This is a genomic window from Alteromonas sp. K632G (assembly GCF_017653625.1).
Taxonomy (GTDB): domain Bacteria; phylum Pseudomonadota; class Gammaproteobacteria; order Enterobacterales; family Alteromonadaceae; genus Alteromonas; species Alteromonas naphthalenivorans.
Genome location: NZ_JAGGDM010000007.1, coordinates 173,641 through 191,780 on the forward strand (window position 1 = coordinate 173,641; position 18,140 = coordinate 191,780).

The window sequence follows — 18,140 nt, forward strand, 5'->3', positions numbered from 1 at the left end:
AGGCCAACTGAGGTCAAGATGACACTCTTGCCATATCTTTTAACTTCCCTTTTGAAAACCAGGCAAAAAGCACAGGCAGTACAAAGAGCGTCAAAAATGTCGCGGTTACTAAGCCGCCTACAATAACACTTGCTAACGGTTTTTGGATTTCAGCACCCACGCCGTTAGACATTAACATTGGAATTAGCCCTAGCGCAGATGTAATCGCCGTCATCAACACTGGCCGAAGTCTTGATGTAGCACCATCGAATACAGCGTCAGATACTGATAATCCGTCTGCAATGCGCTGATTGATGCTTTCTACCATCACCACCCCATTTAGGACCGCCACTCCAAATAAGGTAATAAAACCTACGGAGCTCGGTACAGAAAGATATTGCCCTGATAACCAAAGTGAAAATACTCCGCCTATCACAGCTAGAGGCACATTCACGAGGATCAGCATTGCCTGACCAAACGAAGCAAAAGCAAAGTACAGTAGTAATGCAATTAAGCCCAACGAAAGCGGCACAACTAGTGATAATCGTTTCTGCGCCCGTTGTTGATTCTCAAATTGCCCGCCAATATCCACTGAATAGCCAGTAGGCAGTGCTAGCTGCTCATCAATAGATTGACGAATATCTGCCACCACGCTACCCATGTCTCGACCTTGAACATTTGCCTGGATAACAACTCGCCTCTGTACGTCATCACGTCTGACTTGCGGTGGACCAGAAGCAATCGTCACTTCTGCAACATCTCCTAAACGAACCCATGCACCTGACGGAGTTTGTAAGCGCAAGTCGGCTATCGTTTGACTGTTATTTCGAAATTGTTCAGCAAGCCTGACATAAATATCATAGCGCTCATTACCATTGATGATTTGGCCAGCGCTGGCTCCACCTAAACCTTCGCTTACGAGCTCCATTACATCACCCACGGCCAACCCATAGCGCGACAGAGCGCGGCGATTCGGTGTCACAATCAGTTGAGATTCACCGGCAATTTGCTCCATAGCAACATCTCTTGCACCTTCAACTTCTTTTACTAAAGCTTCAATGGCTTGGCCTTTTTCAGCCAAGATGTCAAGATCAGGTCCAAATAATTTAATGGCAAGTTGAGCTCTTACACCCGATAACAACTCGTCCACTCTTGTCGCGATAGGTTGAGAAAAATTGAAGAGCAAACCCGGATGTTGCTCCATTTTTTCTTCCATTAACGCTTGCAGTTCATAGCGGTTACTTGCACTTGTCCATTCAGGCACTGGCTTTAACCCGATATAAATTTCGATATTGTTTACAGGCTCAGGATCGCCTCCTATTTCGGCGCGACCGATACGCGACAATGTATAGGTGACTTCTGGAAACCCCATTAATATATTCTCAAGCTTAGGGGAGACCTCTAGGGCAGTATCTAAACTAGATGAAGGCGCTAAAGTAACACGCAAGTTAATGGTGCCCTCTTCCAGTTCTGGTACAAACTCTGTGCCAAGCCGAGGAAGCACTACACCAGCAGCGACTACCATAATTGCAGCAATTCCAATCACTACTTTTTTATGCAAAATTGCCCACGATAGCCCTTTGCGATACCCCGCGTCTAAAGGTTTCAACACAACGCTTTCTCGTGGTTTCACGCCTTTTTTAAATAGATACGTCGCCAATGCCGGTACAATAATCAGTGCAACTAATACCGCCGAAAGCATGGCCAACATAATACTAATAGCCATTGGTTGAAATAATTTTGCTTCAACGCCTTCAAAGCTAAACAAAGGCATGAATACCACAAGGATTATGGCTGTTGCGAAGAAGATAGGCCGGGCTACCTCCTTGCCCGCTTCTTGTAATCGCAAAGCGATACCGTGCGTATCATGGGACGAGTCTAATGGATCATCATCTTCAACATGTTCACCCAATTGTCTCTTGTGATCATGCTCAGCATCAGTGTGAGTCAAGTGTTTAAACATGTTTTCAACCATTACCACTGAGCCATCTACTAGCATGCCGATTGCCACTGCAATGCCCCCAAGCGACATAAGGTTGGCAGAAAGTCCAAACCACGACATGACCATTAAGGCAATACCAATAGAAATAGGGATCGAAATCAGGACTAAAAACGTGGCTCGTAGATTCATCAAAAATAAAGCTAGAATAACAATAATAAATACGAACGCTAACATTAGCGCATTTACAACCGTATCCACGGCTTGAGTAATTAAGTCAGCTTGATCGTAGAATACTTCAAAACTCACGCCATCAGGCAATGCTTGGTTAATTCGCTGAATACGAGCATTGACGCCATCAATTGTGGCTTTCGTGTTAGCTCCCATGCGCTTAAGTACAATGCCTGAGACGACTTCACCTAAGTTTTGAATGTTACCGTCGGCGTCTTTTCTGGTCATGGTGGCAGCACCCTGACGAATTTCGCTACCTAACTCAACGTTCGCCACATCGGATACAGTAATCGTTGTTCCGTCTACGGTTTTTAAAGGTACCTGACGTAATTGCTCTAACCCTTCCTCGCCATGATCTAACCAGCCAGTGCCTCTTATCACAAGTTGCTCCTGCCCTCGGTTCATATACCACCCCCCCACATTGGTATTATTCCGCTCAAGTGCTTCCATCACTATATCTTGAGTCAAGCCATATCCAAGTAATTGAGATGGATTGAGGTTAACTTGGTATTGGCGTACTTCCCCACCAAAAGAGAGCACATCCGTTACGCCATCGGCAGGAAGCAGCAGCAATTTCACCACCCAATCATTTAAACTACGCAACGCCATAGCGTCTAGGCCTGAATCGGGCTCAGCCAACAATAGATACTGATACACTTGCCCCAATCCTGATGTGTTGGGTCCCATTTCTGGCGTACCGACGCCCTCGGGAATTAACTCTTTAGCCGCTTGCAGACGCTCGAATACCAATTGACGTGCAAAATAGATATCTGTGTCCTCGCTAAACACAACGGTCACACCTGAAAGACCTGTTTTGGAAATAGAGCGCACTTCCATCACATCCGGTAAGGCATACATCACCGCTTCTATTGGATAAGTAATTAACTGCTCTACTTCTTCGGCAGCTAACCCCGGTGCTTCTGTATTGACAGATACTTGCACGTTGGTGACATCTGGAAATGCATCCAAATTCAGTTTTGGAATAACAAAAACCGCGCTGACTATTAACGTTGTCAGAGCAATCACCACTAACAAACGATTAGTAACAGCCCAATCAATTAATTTATTAAACATAAAGACTCCTCCTAATTAGTGGTTGTGTGGGTCAAAACCGCCTTTAGCGATTTGTGAAGCGACAAAAAAAGCACCTTCGCTTACTACGCGAGAACCCGGCTCTACACCGGTTATTTCCCGCAAGCCACCAAGCGCTCTTCCAAGTTCAACTTCGACGGGTAAAAACTCGCCGGGATGATCTTCTACAAATACCATCCAGTCTCCATCGGGCCCTCGCATTAGCGCACTTTCTGAAACAGCCATTACCGGCATTTTTGTCAGAAAACGGAAATACACCTCGGCAAATTGACCAGGATGCAAACGATGTTCAGGGTTGCTCACTAATAGCCGAACCGTTCTCGTTCGAGTAATTGGGTCAATGGTATGTGCCTCTTGTGTAACCGTTGCATCAACTGTGAAGTCTCCCACTTTGATTTGTGCCGGAGAACCTGCACCTAACCGCAGGTTAATATTCGATGGTAGATGCGCTTCTACCCAAAGTTCACTTTCATCTGCCAACGAGATCAACGGCTCTCCCGCATCAATACGCTGACCTTGTTCAAACGAGTCACTGAGTACCGCGCCATCAATTTCAGCACGTAAGCTATATTCTCCTAATGCTATTGATTGCTGTGAGGTGAGCGTTTTCAAATCTGCATCGGATAAACCATATGAGATTAATACTGCACTAGCCGCTTCAAAATTAGCTTTTGCATCAATGTAGCGCTGCTCTCCAACAGTTTTTCGACCAAGTCCTTTTACTCTTTCCCATTCTGGATATGTTGTTCGGTAATTGGCTTGTGCTTGCGCAACGGTTTCGCTAAAAAGCGTGACAAGCACTTGGCCTTTATTTACCCTGTCTCCCAATGCCACATGACGACGCGTGACAACGGATGCCACTCTGGGTGATACTCTATAGCTGCTATAGCCGTTTGAAAATATTTCACCCGGTGCATACAAAGTATAATTGACAATTTTGGGGCTTAGTGTGCTTACTTTAATGTTGGCTAATGCCATTTGATTGGAGTCTAACGATGCAGAAGCAGTTTCATCATGCTCTTCATCATCTTTATCCTCGTTTTCACCTTTATCATGAGCATGTTCGCTTTCGTGATCATCATGTTCATCGGCACCCTCGCCTCCATGCTCATCAAGCTTTTGACCATCTTGTAGTTCATGTTCTTCATGACCATCATCAGTATGTTCGTCATGTTTATCTTTTATGCTTTTATCGATGCTTGTTACCGTTTCATTGTGAGCATGCTGTTGATCAGACTTTTGTGCGAAACTTGGTGCAGCGCCGACAAATGTGGCGATGAAAACTGCTAATACTGTTTTATTCATTTTGTTAATCCTGTTACTCAATTGAGAAATCGTGTTGAACTGGGGGCAAGTCGATAAGACGACCTGATTGCAGCATGAGATTTTTTAATGCTATGCGCGTTTGCTTTTCGAGCTCTATGCCAGACAGTAAACTTTCTGCGCGTTGATTCAGTGCAATAAGGTAGTTAGTCGTTGATAAATCGCCACTGCGCCACTGCTTCTCTAACAAATCACCACTACTCTCGATGCGACCCTTTACCAATGATTGCCATTGCGTAAACTGTAGGTTGTAGCTTTGCCACGCGCCAAACGCTCCTTTTAAATCGAAACGAAGTTTCCGATACTGCGCTCTAAAACGTGCTTCAGTTTCTAACGCCATGCGTTCTGCGGCGCGAGTTTCTGCACTGTAATCGTTGCGAATGTTTAACGGTATGGAAAAGGTCAGCCCAACGGTGTTTTCTCGCGCTTCCTGCCCTGCATTAATACCAAAAGTAGGATTTGCTTTTGCACTACGTCTAGTGACTTCTGCTTCTTCTTTTTGCGTGAGCCATTGCGCATAAGCGCTTGCTACTTTTGGGTGTTTTAGTAATTCTTCATCAGACGGATATGTAGCATTAGAAGGCCAAAAGTCGTCGGGTATAATCCCTCGCTCTGGCTCCCAATCAGGAAGTAACTCCCGCACCATTGCTTCGGCCATTTGAAGTTGAGCCTCTGCTCCCGCCACTTGAGCAAATTGTTTCGATAACGACAAAAAGGTAAGCTCTGCATCGATACTCCCTAGATCACCAGCCGCTTGACGTATTTCGACCAATTCAAGTAACGAATTAAGTTGCTGTTGTTGTGATTTTGCAATTACAGCGGCACTTCTTGCTGCACGCCAATTGATTAATGCGCCAATAGCATCGGCTGATTTGTTTAAAACGACTTCTTGGTATTGAGCTTGTGCAGCAGTGCGCATAAAACCCGCTTTTTGTCGCCTTGCGCCTTGCCTGTCCCAAAGGTCGATTGTCTGTTCAATACCCACGCTGTAGTCATTGTTATCGCCATTACGCGTATAATCAGTTGACAATTCAGGGTTATAAAGGGCTCGTTCAGAAGCTTCAGCAAGCGCACCTGTGCTTAACAATTGTTCTTTGGCCGCGACAATATCGGGATGTTTGTTTATCTGTGAAGAGAACCAACTTTCCCAGTTTTGATTTTGCGCATGAGCAAAAATCGGCACAAACAATAAGCAAGTGCACAGCAGTTTGGTGCCATTAAATGTAAGTAAGCTAAGCCGTCTCAATGATGTGGCTTTTGTTGTTCGAATACGCTTAAAAGGCGCAGATAGTAGTGGCGACCTGACATGCAGGTCACGCCCAATAACATGAGTGAAATTCATAATAATCCTAAAATTAAATATTAACGGACATCGCGTTTAAGGTTATCGCGACGAGCTTTAAAGAGAATTTAGGATTTTTGCTTAGGTGGGCGAAGTAGGCGGTTGATAGGTGCGTCTATAAGAGCATCTAGATAGTTAAAATTGTGGTTGGACACCACGTCATGGTGTTTACTGATACTGTCATGACCGACCCACTGAACATGTGTACCATGGCAATGACCACAGTGATGGCAGTCGGCTGGATTATGCTGCCCCTTTACTTGGTCGGTACTTACATCTTGCGTACTCGTTGATGACAAACTCTTATCATGCTCAGCATGATTGTGTTCATGTTGCAAATGTTGAGTGTCTATTGCATGAAAATCCAACGAATTAGCAACAGCATAAAACGACTGAAATAAAATCAGCATGATCATGATGTAACTTGTTCGTTTAAATATCTCCATCCTTAATAGTTTATCAATTATTAATCGTTTCGTCACGACATTGTTCATCCGCAAACTCAAACTCGACGGTTGTATGCTCAAAATCATATTTTTTAAGTGAGTGCTGTACGTTATCTTTGAGGTCTTGGATATGTTCTAAGGACACTTCTCCATTTAACACTAGGTGCACAGTCATCACATTGCGCTCGCCATCAAGTGACCAAATATGAAAATGATGTAAGTCGCTGACATGTTTATTGCTTAACAATTCATCCCTAATGTCTTCAAGTTGCTCTTTATCGGGTGTGGCTTGCAAAAACAGCATTAAAGTTTGTTTTAAATTCCGGATCACGTTGAAAAGAATGAATAATGTAAAGCCTATAGACAAAATAGGATCCAATATCGCCCAAGGCTTAAACATTAATACGATCGATACAATAAACACGGCCACCCAACCTAGGACATCTTCGAGCAGGTGCCAATTCAGCACACGCTCGTTAAGTGAATTCCCCTCACTGAGCTTATAAGCTGCAAAACCATTTACCGCCATGCCAAAGATGGACAAAAGCAGCATGCCTTCGACTTGTGGCATAACAGGATCAGCCAATCGAGGAATGGCTTCAAATAGAATCCAAATGGAACCAACAGTCAGCACAACACCGTTGATTAACGCGCCCAATAATGAAAATCGCTTATAGCCGTAGGAAAATGTGCGATTGGCATCTTTATCACTGAGCTTGTTCAAGCCCCATGAAGTGCCAATAGACAGACTATCTCCTAGATCATGTACCGCATCCGCCATGATAGCGGTGCTGTTGGTTAACCAGCCACCGATAAATTCAATAATGGTGAACACCACATTTAAGAAAAATGCCCAACCAATGCGCTTTGAAGCATCGCTAGAACGTCCTCGTGAATGGCTGTAGCTATGATCGTGACTGTGCATGTTTGATTTCCAATGATGGATTTAGCTTATTATGTTTGTATGATTTCACTTAGCAAATACAATCCAATGCTTTATCTTTTCTTCGCTCTACTGAATAGTGCCTTTTTTGCATTACTCTCGATGTGTAGATACAGCTTCAAGCACAATCTCCCTTTCACTTTTAAAACCGAATAATTTCTTGAGTACAATGGTTGCTGGACAAAAGCCTGTAAAGCTTTGCTGAAATAAATTTGCGCCGACAAAAACGGTGAACCATACAAAATATGGGTGTACCCAAATAGTAAGAATAACAGACAACAAAACCATAAAACCTGCAAATGCAGTGAGTGCTCTCTCTGAAGACATGACAACTCCTTAATAAAAATACCGAAAACGAACAAACAAATTTGAGGCATCCTCGAACTGTCCCCAAAAAGTAAAAGGTTGTTTACCATAAAAGATGTTTAAACCACCTGATAATCGCCATAAATCAACAGGGCTATATTCTGCACTAACTTTTAAATAACCATCTTGATCAGTGGTTGAATAAAAGTTAAAGGCATTTAATACCAATGCTTGCTGCATACCTTTATAACGCAATCTTTGCGTAAACCATACTCGATGTTGTTTAGGCTCAAATTTAGGCGTCAGTGAATTTTGAATCAACGCTTGATGATCGAGGATGCTTTCGGTGTGTAGTTGGAGGCTTCCTTCGAGGTTTCCAACAATTTCCTGCTCATATCCGAGTAACCATCGAGCTTGCCCATTAGGTACTAATGGCTTATCGCCATTTTCATCATCTACTGAATCGTAATAAGCAAACTCCGCATTAAATATACCATTTCCCAACGTAGTGCGAAAGCTTGCTCCGTAGACGTTCAATGATGAAAATGTAGGTCCATAGTCTTGTGTAATACTATTGGGGCTTTTATGAAATCCACTGTAAAAATACCCCGCGTATTCTGATTTGCCTACCGATTTATATAGCCTCAACGCATACTCAGGCGATTGGGGTCTCAAGGGAGGAGTGACATCAAAACCTAATGCTACCTGAGAGGCTGCAGTGGGGAGAAAAAATGAAAAATAGTCGCCATTGATGTATACGTCAGGTTCAAATTCAGGTGTCAAAACTACATCTAGATTAAACACATCAAAATACGCCGATACCTTTGCAGACAATGATGGAGACTTTAAATATTCAACCTCTCGTCCCGCAAAAAATGATTGAAAGTCTTTGGGAAAAAGATCGTTTAAAAAAACATTATCTCCAGTTCCCCACGTCAAAACTTGTTGACCAACCTTCGCATCAAATCTGTTTCCCCATGCACCCAAAAAACCAAGGCGAGCCTGCCATGTAGCTTCTCTGATGTTTATTCTTGTCTGTTCCAAGACACCATCAAAATATGCGTCTGATACAAAAGAAAACTGCGAGGCCTGAAGGTCATAATCAAACTGCACTTGTAGACGTAAATCACTGAGGGTTTTGTCTGTTCCAATAATAGGATCATTCGACAAGCGGACGCCTGAAGCCATTTCTAGAAATCCGCTCAGCTGATAAATGTCTTCACCGCTCTTCACTGGGATATGAATGTAGGTCAGTCCGAAATCTTGACATATAGCGGCGTACTCTCGACTTGACATTTGGCCTTGCGCTTCACCATCAGGGCGCACATTTATTAAGCTTACAACGCCTAAATTCGCCAATTTTTCGATAGTATTTCTATTCAATTCACCCGATACGGAATAGTTATCAGTAATCGAAATAATCTCCATAACAATTCCTTAAATATTGTTGAACAGCACAAAACCAGATAGTGGCAGCAGCAGTAAACCAAACAACCTTTTTAAATGATGTTGTGACATCCGCTCACTTACTTTAAAGCCGACTAAAGTGCCAAAAATTGAAAAGACAGTGATTAACATGATAAGCATCCAATCTAATTGCTCTGCATGTTGTTTGAGTAAAAATGCGTGTTTAGCAAAGCCAGAAAAACTTTGCATGGCGATGATTAATAAACTCGTACCGATTGCCTGTTTCATTGTTAACTTTGAGAAGACCAACAAGGCTGGAATGATAAGAAACCCACCACCAATGCCCACAAAACCCGTTACCAATCCTATTAAAAGGCCTGCAATAGACATTTTGGCGTTAGCGTAATTTGTGATATCTGACGAAGCCCTGTTCAGATTAACTGGGAAAAGAATCACTAAGCTGGCCAAGAGCATTATTAGAGAAAGTGTGATCATCTGCACTTCCCCTTCTACGAACTGAGAGAGATAGGCCCCACCGGATGCAGATATCATACTTGGAATACCAACAAACAGCGCAGATTGTATGTGCAGATGGTTTTTACGACTGTGGGCTATGCATGCGACTAATGCAGTCATGCCGACGATGAATAATGCCCCAGCGATTGCTAGCTTTTCGGGTTGATCAGCAAGATACACTAGTATTGGAACCGTGAGAATACTGCCCCCCGCTCCCAATAGTCCGAGCAACACACCCATGAGTGATGCCGCCAGCCAAACACTTAAATTCAGCATGATTAGTCTTTATCCATGCTTAACGGTACCTTCAAATAAGCGATACCGTTATCTTCAGCGATGGGGAGTGTTCCAGCACGAATGTTTAATTGAATAGATGGGAGCAACAATTTAGGTACATCTAACTTGGCATCTCTATCAGAGCGCATTTGAACGAACTCACGTTCAGACTTTCCGTCTCTAACATGAACGTTACAACGTTTTTGTTCTGCTACCGTGGATTCCCATGCATATTTTTCTCGATTTGGTGTTTTATAGTCATGGCCGACGTAAATTTTAGTACCATCAGGTAACGATAGTATTCGCTGTATTGAGCGGTACAGCGTTTTCGCGTCACCACCAGGGAAGTCTGCTCTTGCGGTCCCAAAGTCCGGCATAAATAGCGTATCCCCAACAAAAACATTATCTTCTATCTTGTAGCTAACGCAGGCAGGTGTATGGCCAGGCGTATGGATCACGGCTATATTGAATTGCCCCAGTTCAATAACATCGCCATCTTTGAAAAGACAATCAAACAGCTCAATGTTGCAGGTGAGCTGTTCTTTACAGTTGAACGTTTCTCCAAACGCTTGGTGTACATCCTTGATATGCTCACCAATCCCTATTTTCCCACCGCACTTTTGTTGCAAATAGGTTGCTGATGTAATGTGGTCTGCATGCGCATGAGTCTCTAAAATCCAATTTAATTTAAGTTTATTTTCGTTAATAAACTGGATCAGAGTATCTGCACTGTCCGTGCTCAATTCACCTGATGCTATGTTAAAATCAAAAACAGGATCGATAATGGCTGCATCCTTAGTTAATCGGTCGAAAACCACATAGGTCACGGTTTTAGTTTCGTGTTCAAAGAATGCATTTATACGTAAGTTACTCATATCATTACACCGTTGTTAAAATTGCACATGCGGTGTAAGCTCAACTTATAGCTCATCACAGTTTATTGCTCCAACAATTTCTTGGTCCGCTCAAACTCTTCTTTGTCAATTTCACCCATAGCGAACCGTTTCTTTAAAATACTTATCGAATTGGTGTTTCCATCATATTCTGTTGGCACGGATTGTTTTGTTTGACCTCCAAACGCTTTCACAACGAGCATCACTACAGCGGTAGCCAAAGCAATAAATAAAAGCATCATCAAGCCGCCAAAAAGCCAGCCAAAAACGCCACCACCCCACATCATATTATGGTCATAATAACGACCAGTTTGCTGAGCCCATGCCATACCACTGATGCTCATAGGAATGATCAATATGCCGCTCTTCATTATTAATTTTTTCATATAGCCTCTCTAAAACTTGGTTTAAATAGTTTTCCTTCACCCTAAATGTCGTGGAATATCGCATTGCTTAGTCCAATAATTTACGAACCTTTGTTTGGCTGTTCACAATAGAGCTCATAAAGTACTGTGATCACTTTCTGAGCAGCTTCACCTTCAAGCGAGTAATAGACTGTCTGCGCATTTTTTCTATAACTGACAAGCCCTTGGTTTTTCATTCTAGATAACTGTTGTGATACTGTGGGTTGGCTTAAGTCTAATAATTCAACCAATTCACCCACGGATTTTTCGCCATCGACTAATTGACAAAGGATCATCAGTCGATTCTCATTCGCTAAAATTTTCATCAATTCCGATGCAGATCCAGCAGATCGTCGCATTTCTTTAACATTCATATATTCTAATATACCTATATTCAAATATTAATTCAACTTAGAATATATGATTATAATGTTTTATACAGAAAAAAGATGAAGCAATCGGTGACAGGTACTGATTGCTGCATCTACTCAGTTTTAGTTAAGAGCACCTTCCCGTTTTGCATATACTATGCGATAAAGAACCGGAAGAACGACAAGCGTCAGAAATGTTGAAGACACAATCCCCCCTATAACAACAGTGGCCAACGGTCTTTGTACCTCTGCGCCAATACCTAAATTTAATGCCATCGGCACAAACCCTAAGCTAGCCACAAGGGCCGTCATCAAGACAGGGCGTAAACGGATAAGGGCACCTTCAACAATGCTATTCATTAATTCGCCGGTTTCAAGCAAACGTTGCTTGATAAACGACAACATCACCAAACCATTGAGCACAGCAATTCCTGACAAGGCAATAAATCCTACTGAAGCAGATATCGACAATGGCATACCCCGTAACCAAAGCGCCATAACACCACCAGTCAGTGCCAACGGGACGCCAGTGAAAATAATTAATGCGTCACGTATTGAGCCAAACGCAATTACCAACATAGTCACAATCACAAATAAGGTGACAGGTACTACAATAGTCAAGCGTTGGCTTGCACTTTCAAGCTGCTCAAAGGTGCCACCATAATCAAGCCAGTATCCAGCTGGCAAATTGACTTCATTTTTTATCCTCGCCTTCGCTTCTTCTACAAAAGAACCAATATCCCTATCACGCACGTTTGCGGTGACAACAATGCTACGCTTGCCATTTTCACGGCTTATTTGGCTGGGGACCTTTTGAAAAGCGAATGTGGCTAATTCGCTTATGGGTACATGTTCACCTGAGGGCGTCATTATGGGAATGGTTTCAAGCTGAGTTAACTCATTTCGGATATTGTCGGCGTATCGCACGACAATTTCAAAGCGCCTGTCACCTTCAAAAATCATTCCTGCTGTCTCTCCGCCTGTGGCTGCATTGAGCCATAACTGCAAGTCAGCAATATCCAAACCATAACGTGCTAATTGAACAGGCTTTGGCGTAACTGTGAAAATTGGAATACCCTCGACCTGCTCAAGCCTGGCATCATCAGCGCCCTCAATGGTTGTAATAACCGATAAAATATCGGAGGCAGATGCAAAGAGCATATCTAAATCATCCCCAAATAGCTTTATCCCCAAATCTGCCCTCACACCACTAATTAGCTCATTAAAGCGCATTTGTATTGGTTGGGTAAATTCGTAATTATTACCTGGTAAAGTAAACAAATCTTCTTCAAGCGTTTCTACTAACTCCGCTTTCGTCATTGATGGATCTGGCCACTGTGCCCTTGGCTTCAAGATAACAAAAGTATCTGTAATATTTGGCGGCATAGGATCGGTAGCAACTTCACCTGTACCAGTGCGACCAAATACCGTCTTTACTTGCTCATATTGCATGAGTTTTGCTTCAAGTGTTTTTTGCATTTCAACGGCTTGATCTACTCCTGTACCAGGTATTCTTATTGCCTGCACCAGTATATCGCCTTCATTGAGCTGTGGAATGAATTCAGACCCTAATTTACTGCCCATCCATAGACTCCCGACAACTAAAGCACTCGCGCCCAATAATACTGCCCATCTAAATCGCAGTGCCCCTAACAATACAGGACGATATACTGCTTTGGCTCCTTTGATAATCGGGTTTTCTTTTTCGCTGATTTTCCCTCTCATGAAGATGGCGATTGCAGCCGGTACCACTGTAAAACAGAACACCATGGCTGCAAGCAGTGCCATGATCACGGTCGCAGCCATAGGATGAAACATCTTGCCTTCGATACCAGTGAGAGTGAAAAGCGGAATATAGACAATGGTGATAATTAAAACACCAAACAAACTTGGTCGTATGACTTCGTTAGTGGCTTCAAATACAACATCCAGTCTTTCTTTAAGCGATAATATTGCGCCGTTACGCTGCTGTGATTCAGATAATCGTCTAATGCAATTCTCAACAATGATAACTGCACCATCGACAATCAAGCCAAAATCCAGTGCACCTAAACTCATCAAATTAGCAGACACATCGGTTTTTACCATGCCCGATATAGTAGCAAGCATTGCCAATGGGATGACAGCAGCGGTGATAAGTGCAGCGCGCACATTACCAAGCAGAACAAATAAAACAACGATAACAAGTAAAGCGCCTTCTACGAGGTTTTTTTGTACTGTGTCTATGGTTTTATCAACCAGACTTGTTCTATCGTAAACAGCTTCAAGGATGACGCCTTCGGGTAAGCTTGTTTTAATTGTTTCAAGCTTTTCGTCCACAGCTTTTGCGACCGTACGTGAGTTCTCTCCCACCAACATCATTGTCGTTCCAATGACTGTCTCTTGGCCGTTTAGAGTTCCTGCCCCAGAACGAAGCTCTTTACCGAGGTTGATGTGCGCAATGTCTAGCACTTTTACAGGAATACCATCTATGATTTTGACAACCACTTGGCCAATATCGTCAATACCTTTTAATTGCGCTTTAGATCTGATCAGTACCTGCTGCCCATTTTGCTCTACGAATCCCGCTCCCTGATTGGCATTGTTGCGCTCAAGCGCACTGATAAGGTCAGTGGTGCTGATCCCGAAGTTTATCATTGCCACTGGGTTTGGATTTACATGATATTGTTTTTCAAATCCGCCTATCGCATAAACCTCGGTCACTCCCTCGACAAGCGATAATTGTGGTTTAACTACCCAATCATGGATCTCTCTTAATGCCATCGCATCATAAGGCATGCCGTTATCCTGTCGCGCTTGAGGCTCAGCACTCAGGGAGTACATGTAAATCTCTCCTAAACCTGTTGCAATAGGTCCCATCTCGGGTGTCAATCCAATGGGTAACTGTGCCGCGATGGCATTGAGGCGTTCGTTGACGAGATTACGTGCAAAATATAAATCGGTTTCTTCTTTAAAAACCACCGTTACTTGCGATAAACCATAACGTGAGATTGAACGGGTGTAAGACAAATTAGGCAATCCTGCCAACGATGTTTCTACAATAAACGTTACCCGTTGCTCAGTTTCTAAAGGCGAGTAACCTGGGGTTGCGGTATTTATCTGCACTTGCACATTTGTGATATCGGGCACGGCATCAATGGGCAATTGTTGGTAACTATACATACCAAAAAAAGCAACAAACAACGCAAACAACATCATTACACCACGGCGCTCAATCGATAGACGGAGAATTGAAGCAATCATGCTCTCACCTCCCTTTCTTTAAAGACTTTGTGCTGTTTCTGACATACAAGGCTTAAGTAGTTAGTCATCATCACCAGCCTCCATTTTTAATAGATCCGCTTTAAGTAGATAGCTATTTTCTACCACGACCTGCTGACCTATCTGAATCCCTTTTACAATCTCTACTAAACGACTGTCGGTGCGGCCAATTTCTACTTGGCGGGGGTAAAATCGTTCTCCTTCTTTTACAAAAACAATTGTCTGTCCATCTAATTCTTGTATAGAATTTTTTGGCAGAGCCATATTAACTGCTTCGAAACCAATCTGAATGTCACCCTGCACCATAGCGCCTAAAGGCCAATAACCATTGCTATTATCTACAGTTACAAAAGCGATAGAATACGGTTTGTTATCCGCAGAGGAAGAAATGTGATCAATAATTGATTGTTGCTGCAAATCCTCAAGCCTTAAACTGACTTCCAGATTTGGGGAAATACGAGTACGTTGTGTCGGGAAGATAGCCAAATGCGCTATTGCACGAGAATAATTGGCGATAGAAAGTAGCACTTGCCCGTTGGTAAGCTCCCCATCATTCGCGTGTCTAGCGATAACTTTTCCAGACATCGGTGAAGTGATTGAATATTGCTTTAAACTTTCGTTTGATTCAATGATTGCGAGTGTGTCACCTTTTTCTACCTTGTCCCCTATGTTTACGGTGATACGTTTTACTACGCCCTCGAAGCGGGCACGAATATGGCTTAGTGATGCAGGATCATGAACTATTCGGCCAAACGCTCTGGTTGTATTCGTTAGTGATCCCGCTTCGACTGATGCGACAGTGATTTTGTGTTGAAGCAACTGCTCTTGTGATAACACCACATACTCGGGTCTTTCTTCCTCTTCTTCGTCGTTATCGTCAGCCATGGCGGCAGTAGCAAATAGCAAAGTGAGTAGCATGGCTAACATACCGAGCAAGTCACGAGCACTTTTGTTTATTGTAGAATGTGATTTATTCATTATTTTTTCTCTATTAATTCTGAAGATTGAGCAGACGTCGATGTGGACTTACTAAAAATGGGGAGTCCTGTCAGTGCCTCTAGATCTGCGCTTCGCAGATGAACCAAGCCTGCGGCCTTTATCATTGTTCGTTGCATATCTATGAGTTGCTGCTGTGTTGTCACCCACTCTATGTAGCTGTAGCGACCGCTTTCATACCCCTCCCGCGCTAAGTTCAAAGCAGATTCCAAGGTTGGAATAACATTGTCTTGGAGGGTCATAACCGTCAGTAAGGCTTGGTCTTTTGCACTTATTACCTGATTTAATTGACGAGTGAGTTCACGAATTTTCGCTTGCTTTTGAGAGGCAATGCTGTCCAACAATGCTCGCTGTTGTTCGTATTCACCTAGATTGCGCTGCTTGGTATATAACGGTACGGAGACACTACCGACAAAAGCCGTATCATCAATTCCTTGAAGCCTTCGAATACCGGCCTCCCACGTAACGTCAAATTGCTGGCTAGCCTGTACCACTCTTAATCGTGACTCTTGCACGCGATAGTTTTCAGCATAAAGCAAAATATGCGGATTACTTTGTAGCTCTACAATTATGCTTTCAAGAGATGGCGAGTCTGGAAATGACAAGAGAGTTCCTTCTGCTTCTATGAACCCAACTGTGTTATCTCCCCACATCATGGCTAAATCGCGTTTATATTCATTTAGTTTCTGTTTACTTATCAAAAGTGATAAACGCGCTTGCGATAACGCCGCCTCTGCACGTTTTTGCTCGAGTGGCGCAGAAGCACCCGCTTTAACCCGTGTTGAGACTGTCTGAAACATCGTGCGCGCCAGTGTTTCTGACCGTTGTTCTGCCTTGAACAACTCTTGTTGAACGATCACATTGATATATCGCCGAGTCGTTTCACCTAATATGTCTAGCGAGCGAATACGCTGTTGAGCGCGCAGTTGTGCTTGTTTCGTACTCACCACATTCATTCGGCTGTTAACTTTATCGCCCAGCTCAATGACAGACGATAACGTCAATGTCAATTCGGTATCTCTGATACCAGACACGTCGCCTGTCCCCAGAACATTTTCAACTTCAATCCCAACAGCCATTTGAGGTCTTAATTTAGCTGTTTTTGCTTCACCTTCTAAAGAAGCCGACTTAAAATCAAATACAAGTAAGTCTGGGTTGTTTGATAATGTTCGCTTAAGTGCACTTTCAAGTGTAACGGAAGAAACTTGCGCATCGGCAGATTGAGCAGAAGAGCTCATTGTTACCGAACTAAAAAGCATGAATATAAGACACGTTGTGCCTATTCTTTTTATGCCCATTGGGCGTAAATACTGCATAAAATAACCTTTTTATTAAAATATCGACGTACACGGAATATCCGACGCACACTATGTTAAAAAGCCAGATTATTTTTGAGGGGGGCGTAAAAAGCGCTCTATTGGGGCGTCTGTCGTCTTGCGGAAATAAAAATACTGATCGATAGATAACGGTTTAACTAAGCTATTCATTAAGTGTTGGGCCAGAAACTTAATCTGACCACATTTACACAGTACGCAGTGGTAACACTTGGATTCTTCGCTCGACGTGTCAGCAGAGTTAACATTTTGCGCAGCTGTTTCATTAGCGTTAACTGATTTTGATAGTTCAGGGGTTGACGGTATCTCCGCCGGGTATTCATCGCATTGCGCAGCAAACGAAAAGCCCGATTGAAATAATAGCAAAGCTATTAATAGCCATGTCAACCGGCGAAGCTGTGCTGCGCGATTGAAAACATGTCTTATGCTATTGCCTTTAGTCATTCAGAGCTCGCTGTCGCTCATTTTTGGCATCTTTGAGGATCATTTTCGCACCGCGTAAAACTACACAAGAAACTATTACGCCGATGACCAGATCCGGCCATCGAGAATCGAGCCAGAAAACCATAACCCCAGCAAAGATGACCCCCAAGTTGGCAATCACATCATTAGCCGAAAATATCCAGCTGGCACGCATGTGCACTTCGTCATTTCTCTGTTTGCGTATGACCACCAGACAAATGACATTGGCAATCAGCGCAACCGCGCCCATCGACATCATTAACCCAGATACAGGCTCGCTTCCATAAATTGACCGCCTTACAATATCAATGATAATTAGTAAGCCCAGCGCCATTTGAAAATACCCGCTAATTCTTGCAGCATTCGCTTTGTGTAATAGGGATTTACCAATTGCATACAGAGCGACACCGTATACAACTGCGTCGGCGAGCATATCAAGAGAGTCGGCGATCAACGCTGTTGAATCAGCAAACAATCCGATCCCCATTTCGATAACAAACATGGTAGCGTTGATTCCCAACAGCCAATATAACACCTGCCGTTGAGACTGGTCCTTTATTTCAACTTCGCACCCACAACCACTCATTTGAAAAGCTCTCTTTATTAACTCATAGCATCA

The 18,140-nt window shown here is 43.2% G+C and carries 16 protein-coding genes; all 16 read right to left on the reverse strand.

Annotated elements, in window-relative coordinates; genetic code table 11:
* Nucleotides 1-13 precede the first annotated feature (13 nt).
* A complete protein-coding gene (locus tag J5X92_RS09040) occupies nt 14-3,223 on the reverse strand; it encodes a CusA/CzcA family heavy metal efflux RND transporter (protein ID WP_208805515.1) in 3,210 nt (1,069 codons plus the stop codon).
* A gap of 15 nt (nt 3,224-3,238) precedes the next feature.
* Nucleotides 3,239-4,546, reverse strand: coding sequence for an efflux RND transporter periplasmic adaptor subunit (locus J5X92_RS09045; protein ID WP_126873340.1), 1,308 nt, complete (start codon nt 4,544-4,546; stop codon nt 3,239-3,241).
* Between the two features lie 13 nt (nt 4,547-4,559).
* A complete protein-coding gene (locus tag J5X92_RS09050; protein ID WP_208805516.1) occupies nt 4,560-5,906 on the reverse strand; it encodes a TolC family protein in 1,347 nt (448 codons plus the stop codon).
* A 68-nt stretch (nt 5,907-5,974) separates the two neighbouring features.
* Nucleotides 5,975-6,352 carry a hypothetical protein gene (locus J5X92_RS09055; protein ID WP_208805518.1) on the reverse strand — a complete coding sequence of 126 codons (378 nt, stop codon included), beginning with the start codon at nt 6,350-6,352 and terminating at the stop codon, nt 5,975-5,977.
* A gap of 13 nt (nt 6,353-6,365) precedes the next feature.
* Nucleotides 6,366-7,277: a cation diffusion facilitator family transporter gene (locus J5X92_RS09060; RefSeq protein WP_208805520.1), complete on the reverse strand. Its 912-nt coding sequence runs from the start codon at nt 7,275-7,277 to the stop codon at nt 6,366-6,368.
* Between the two features lie 111 nt (nt 7,278-7,388).
* Complete coding sequence (locus J5X92_RS09065; RefSeq protein ID WP_208805522.1) at nt 7,389-7,622, reverse strand: DUF2892 domain-containing protein; 234 nt, start codon at nt 7,620-7,622, stop codon at nt 7,389-7,391.
* Between the two features lie 9 nt (nt 7,623-7,631).
* Nucleotides 7,632-9,029 carry a sulfur transferase domain-containing protein gene (locus tag J5X92_RS09070; protein WP_208805524.1) on the reverse strand — a complete coding sequence of 466 codons (1,398 nt, stop codon included), beginning with the start codon at nt 9,027-9,029 and terminating at the stop codon, nt 7,632-7,634.
* 9 nt (nt 9,030-9,038) lie between these two features.
* Entirely contained in the window at nt 9,039-9,800 is a 762-nt protein-coding gene (locus J5X92_RS09075) for a sulfite exporter TauE/SafE family protein (RefSeq protein ID WP_208805526.1), read from the reverse strand.
* Between the two features lie 2 nt (nt 9,801-9,802).
* On the reverse strand, nt 9,803-10,675 hold the full coding sequence (locus J5X92_RS09080) for an MBL fold metallo-hydrolase (protein WP_208805528.1): 873 nt from the start codon (nt 10,673-10,675) through the stop codon (nt 9,803-9,805).
* Nucleotides 10,676-10,737: 62 nt separating this feature from the next.
* The gene (locus J5X92_RS09085; RefSeq protein WP_208805530.1) at nt 10,738-11,079 is read right to left on the reverse strand and encodes an SHOCT domain-containing protein; all 342 of its coding nucleotides are present in this window, start codon (nt 11,077-11,079) and stop codon (nt 10,738-10,740) included.
* An 80-nt stretch (nt 11,080-11,159) separates the two neighbouring features.
* Nucleotides 11,160-11,471, reverse strand: coding sequence for a metalloregulator ArsR/SmtB family transcription factor (locus J5X92_RS09090; RefSeq protein WP_208805532.1), 312 nt, complete (start codon nt 11,469-11,471; stop codon nt 11,160-11,162).
* 120 nt (nt 11,472-11,591) lie between these two features.
* Complete coding sequence (locus tag J5X92_RS09095) at nt 11,592-14,711, reverse strand: CusA/CzcA family heavy metal efflux RND transporter (protein WP_208805534.1); 3,120 nt, start codon at nt 14,709-14,711, stop codon at nt 11,592-11,594.
* Between the two features lie 60 nt (nt 14,712-14,771).
* Entirely contained in the window at nt 14,772-15,707 is a 936-nt protein-coding gene (locus tag J5X92_RS09100; RefSeq protein WP_208805536.1) for an efflux RND transporter periplasmic adaptor subunit, read from the reverse strand.
* On the reverse strand, nt 15,707-17,041 hold the full coding sequence (locus tag J5X92_RS09105) for a TolC family protein (RefSeq protein WP_208805537.1): 1,335 nt from the start codon (nt 17,039-17,041) through the stop codon (nt 15,707-15,709). The genes J5X92_RS09100 and J5X92_RS09105 overlap by 1 nt, the downstream gene beginning before the upstream one ends.
* Nucleotides 17,042-17,110: 69 nt before the next feature.
* Nucleotides 17,111-17,503, reverse strand: a complete 393-nt coding sequence (locus tag J5X92_RS09110) for a hypothetical protein (protein WP_208805539.1) — start codon at nt 17,501-17,503, stop codon at nt 17,111-17,113.
* Nucleotides 17,496-18,107, reverse strand: a complete 612-nt coding sequence (locus tag J5X92_RS09115) for a cation transporter (RefSeq protein ID WP_208805541.1) — start codon at nt 18,105-18,107, stop codon at nt 17,496-17,498. Before J5X92_RS09115 ends, J5X92_RS09110 begins: the two co-directional genes overlap by 8 nt.
* Nucleotides 18,108-18,140 lie beyond the last annotated feature (33 nt).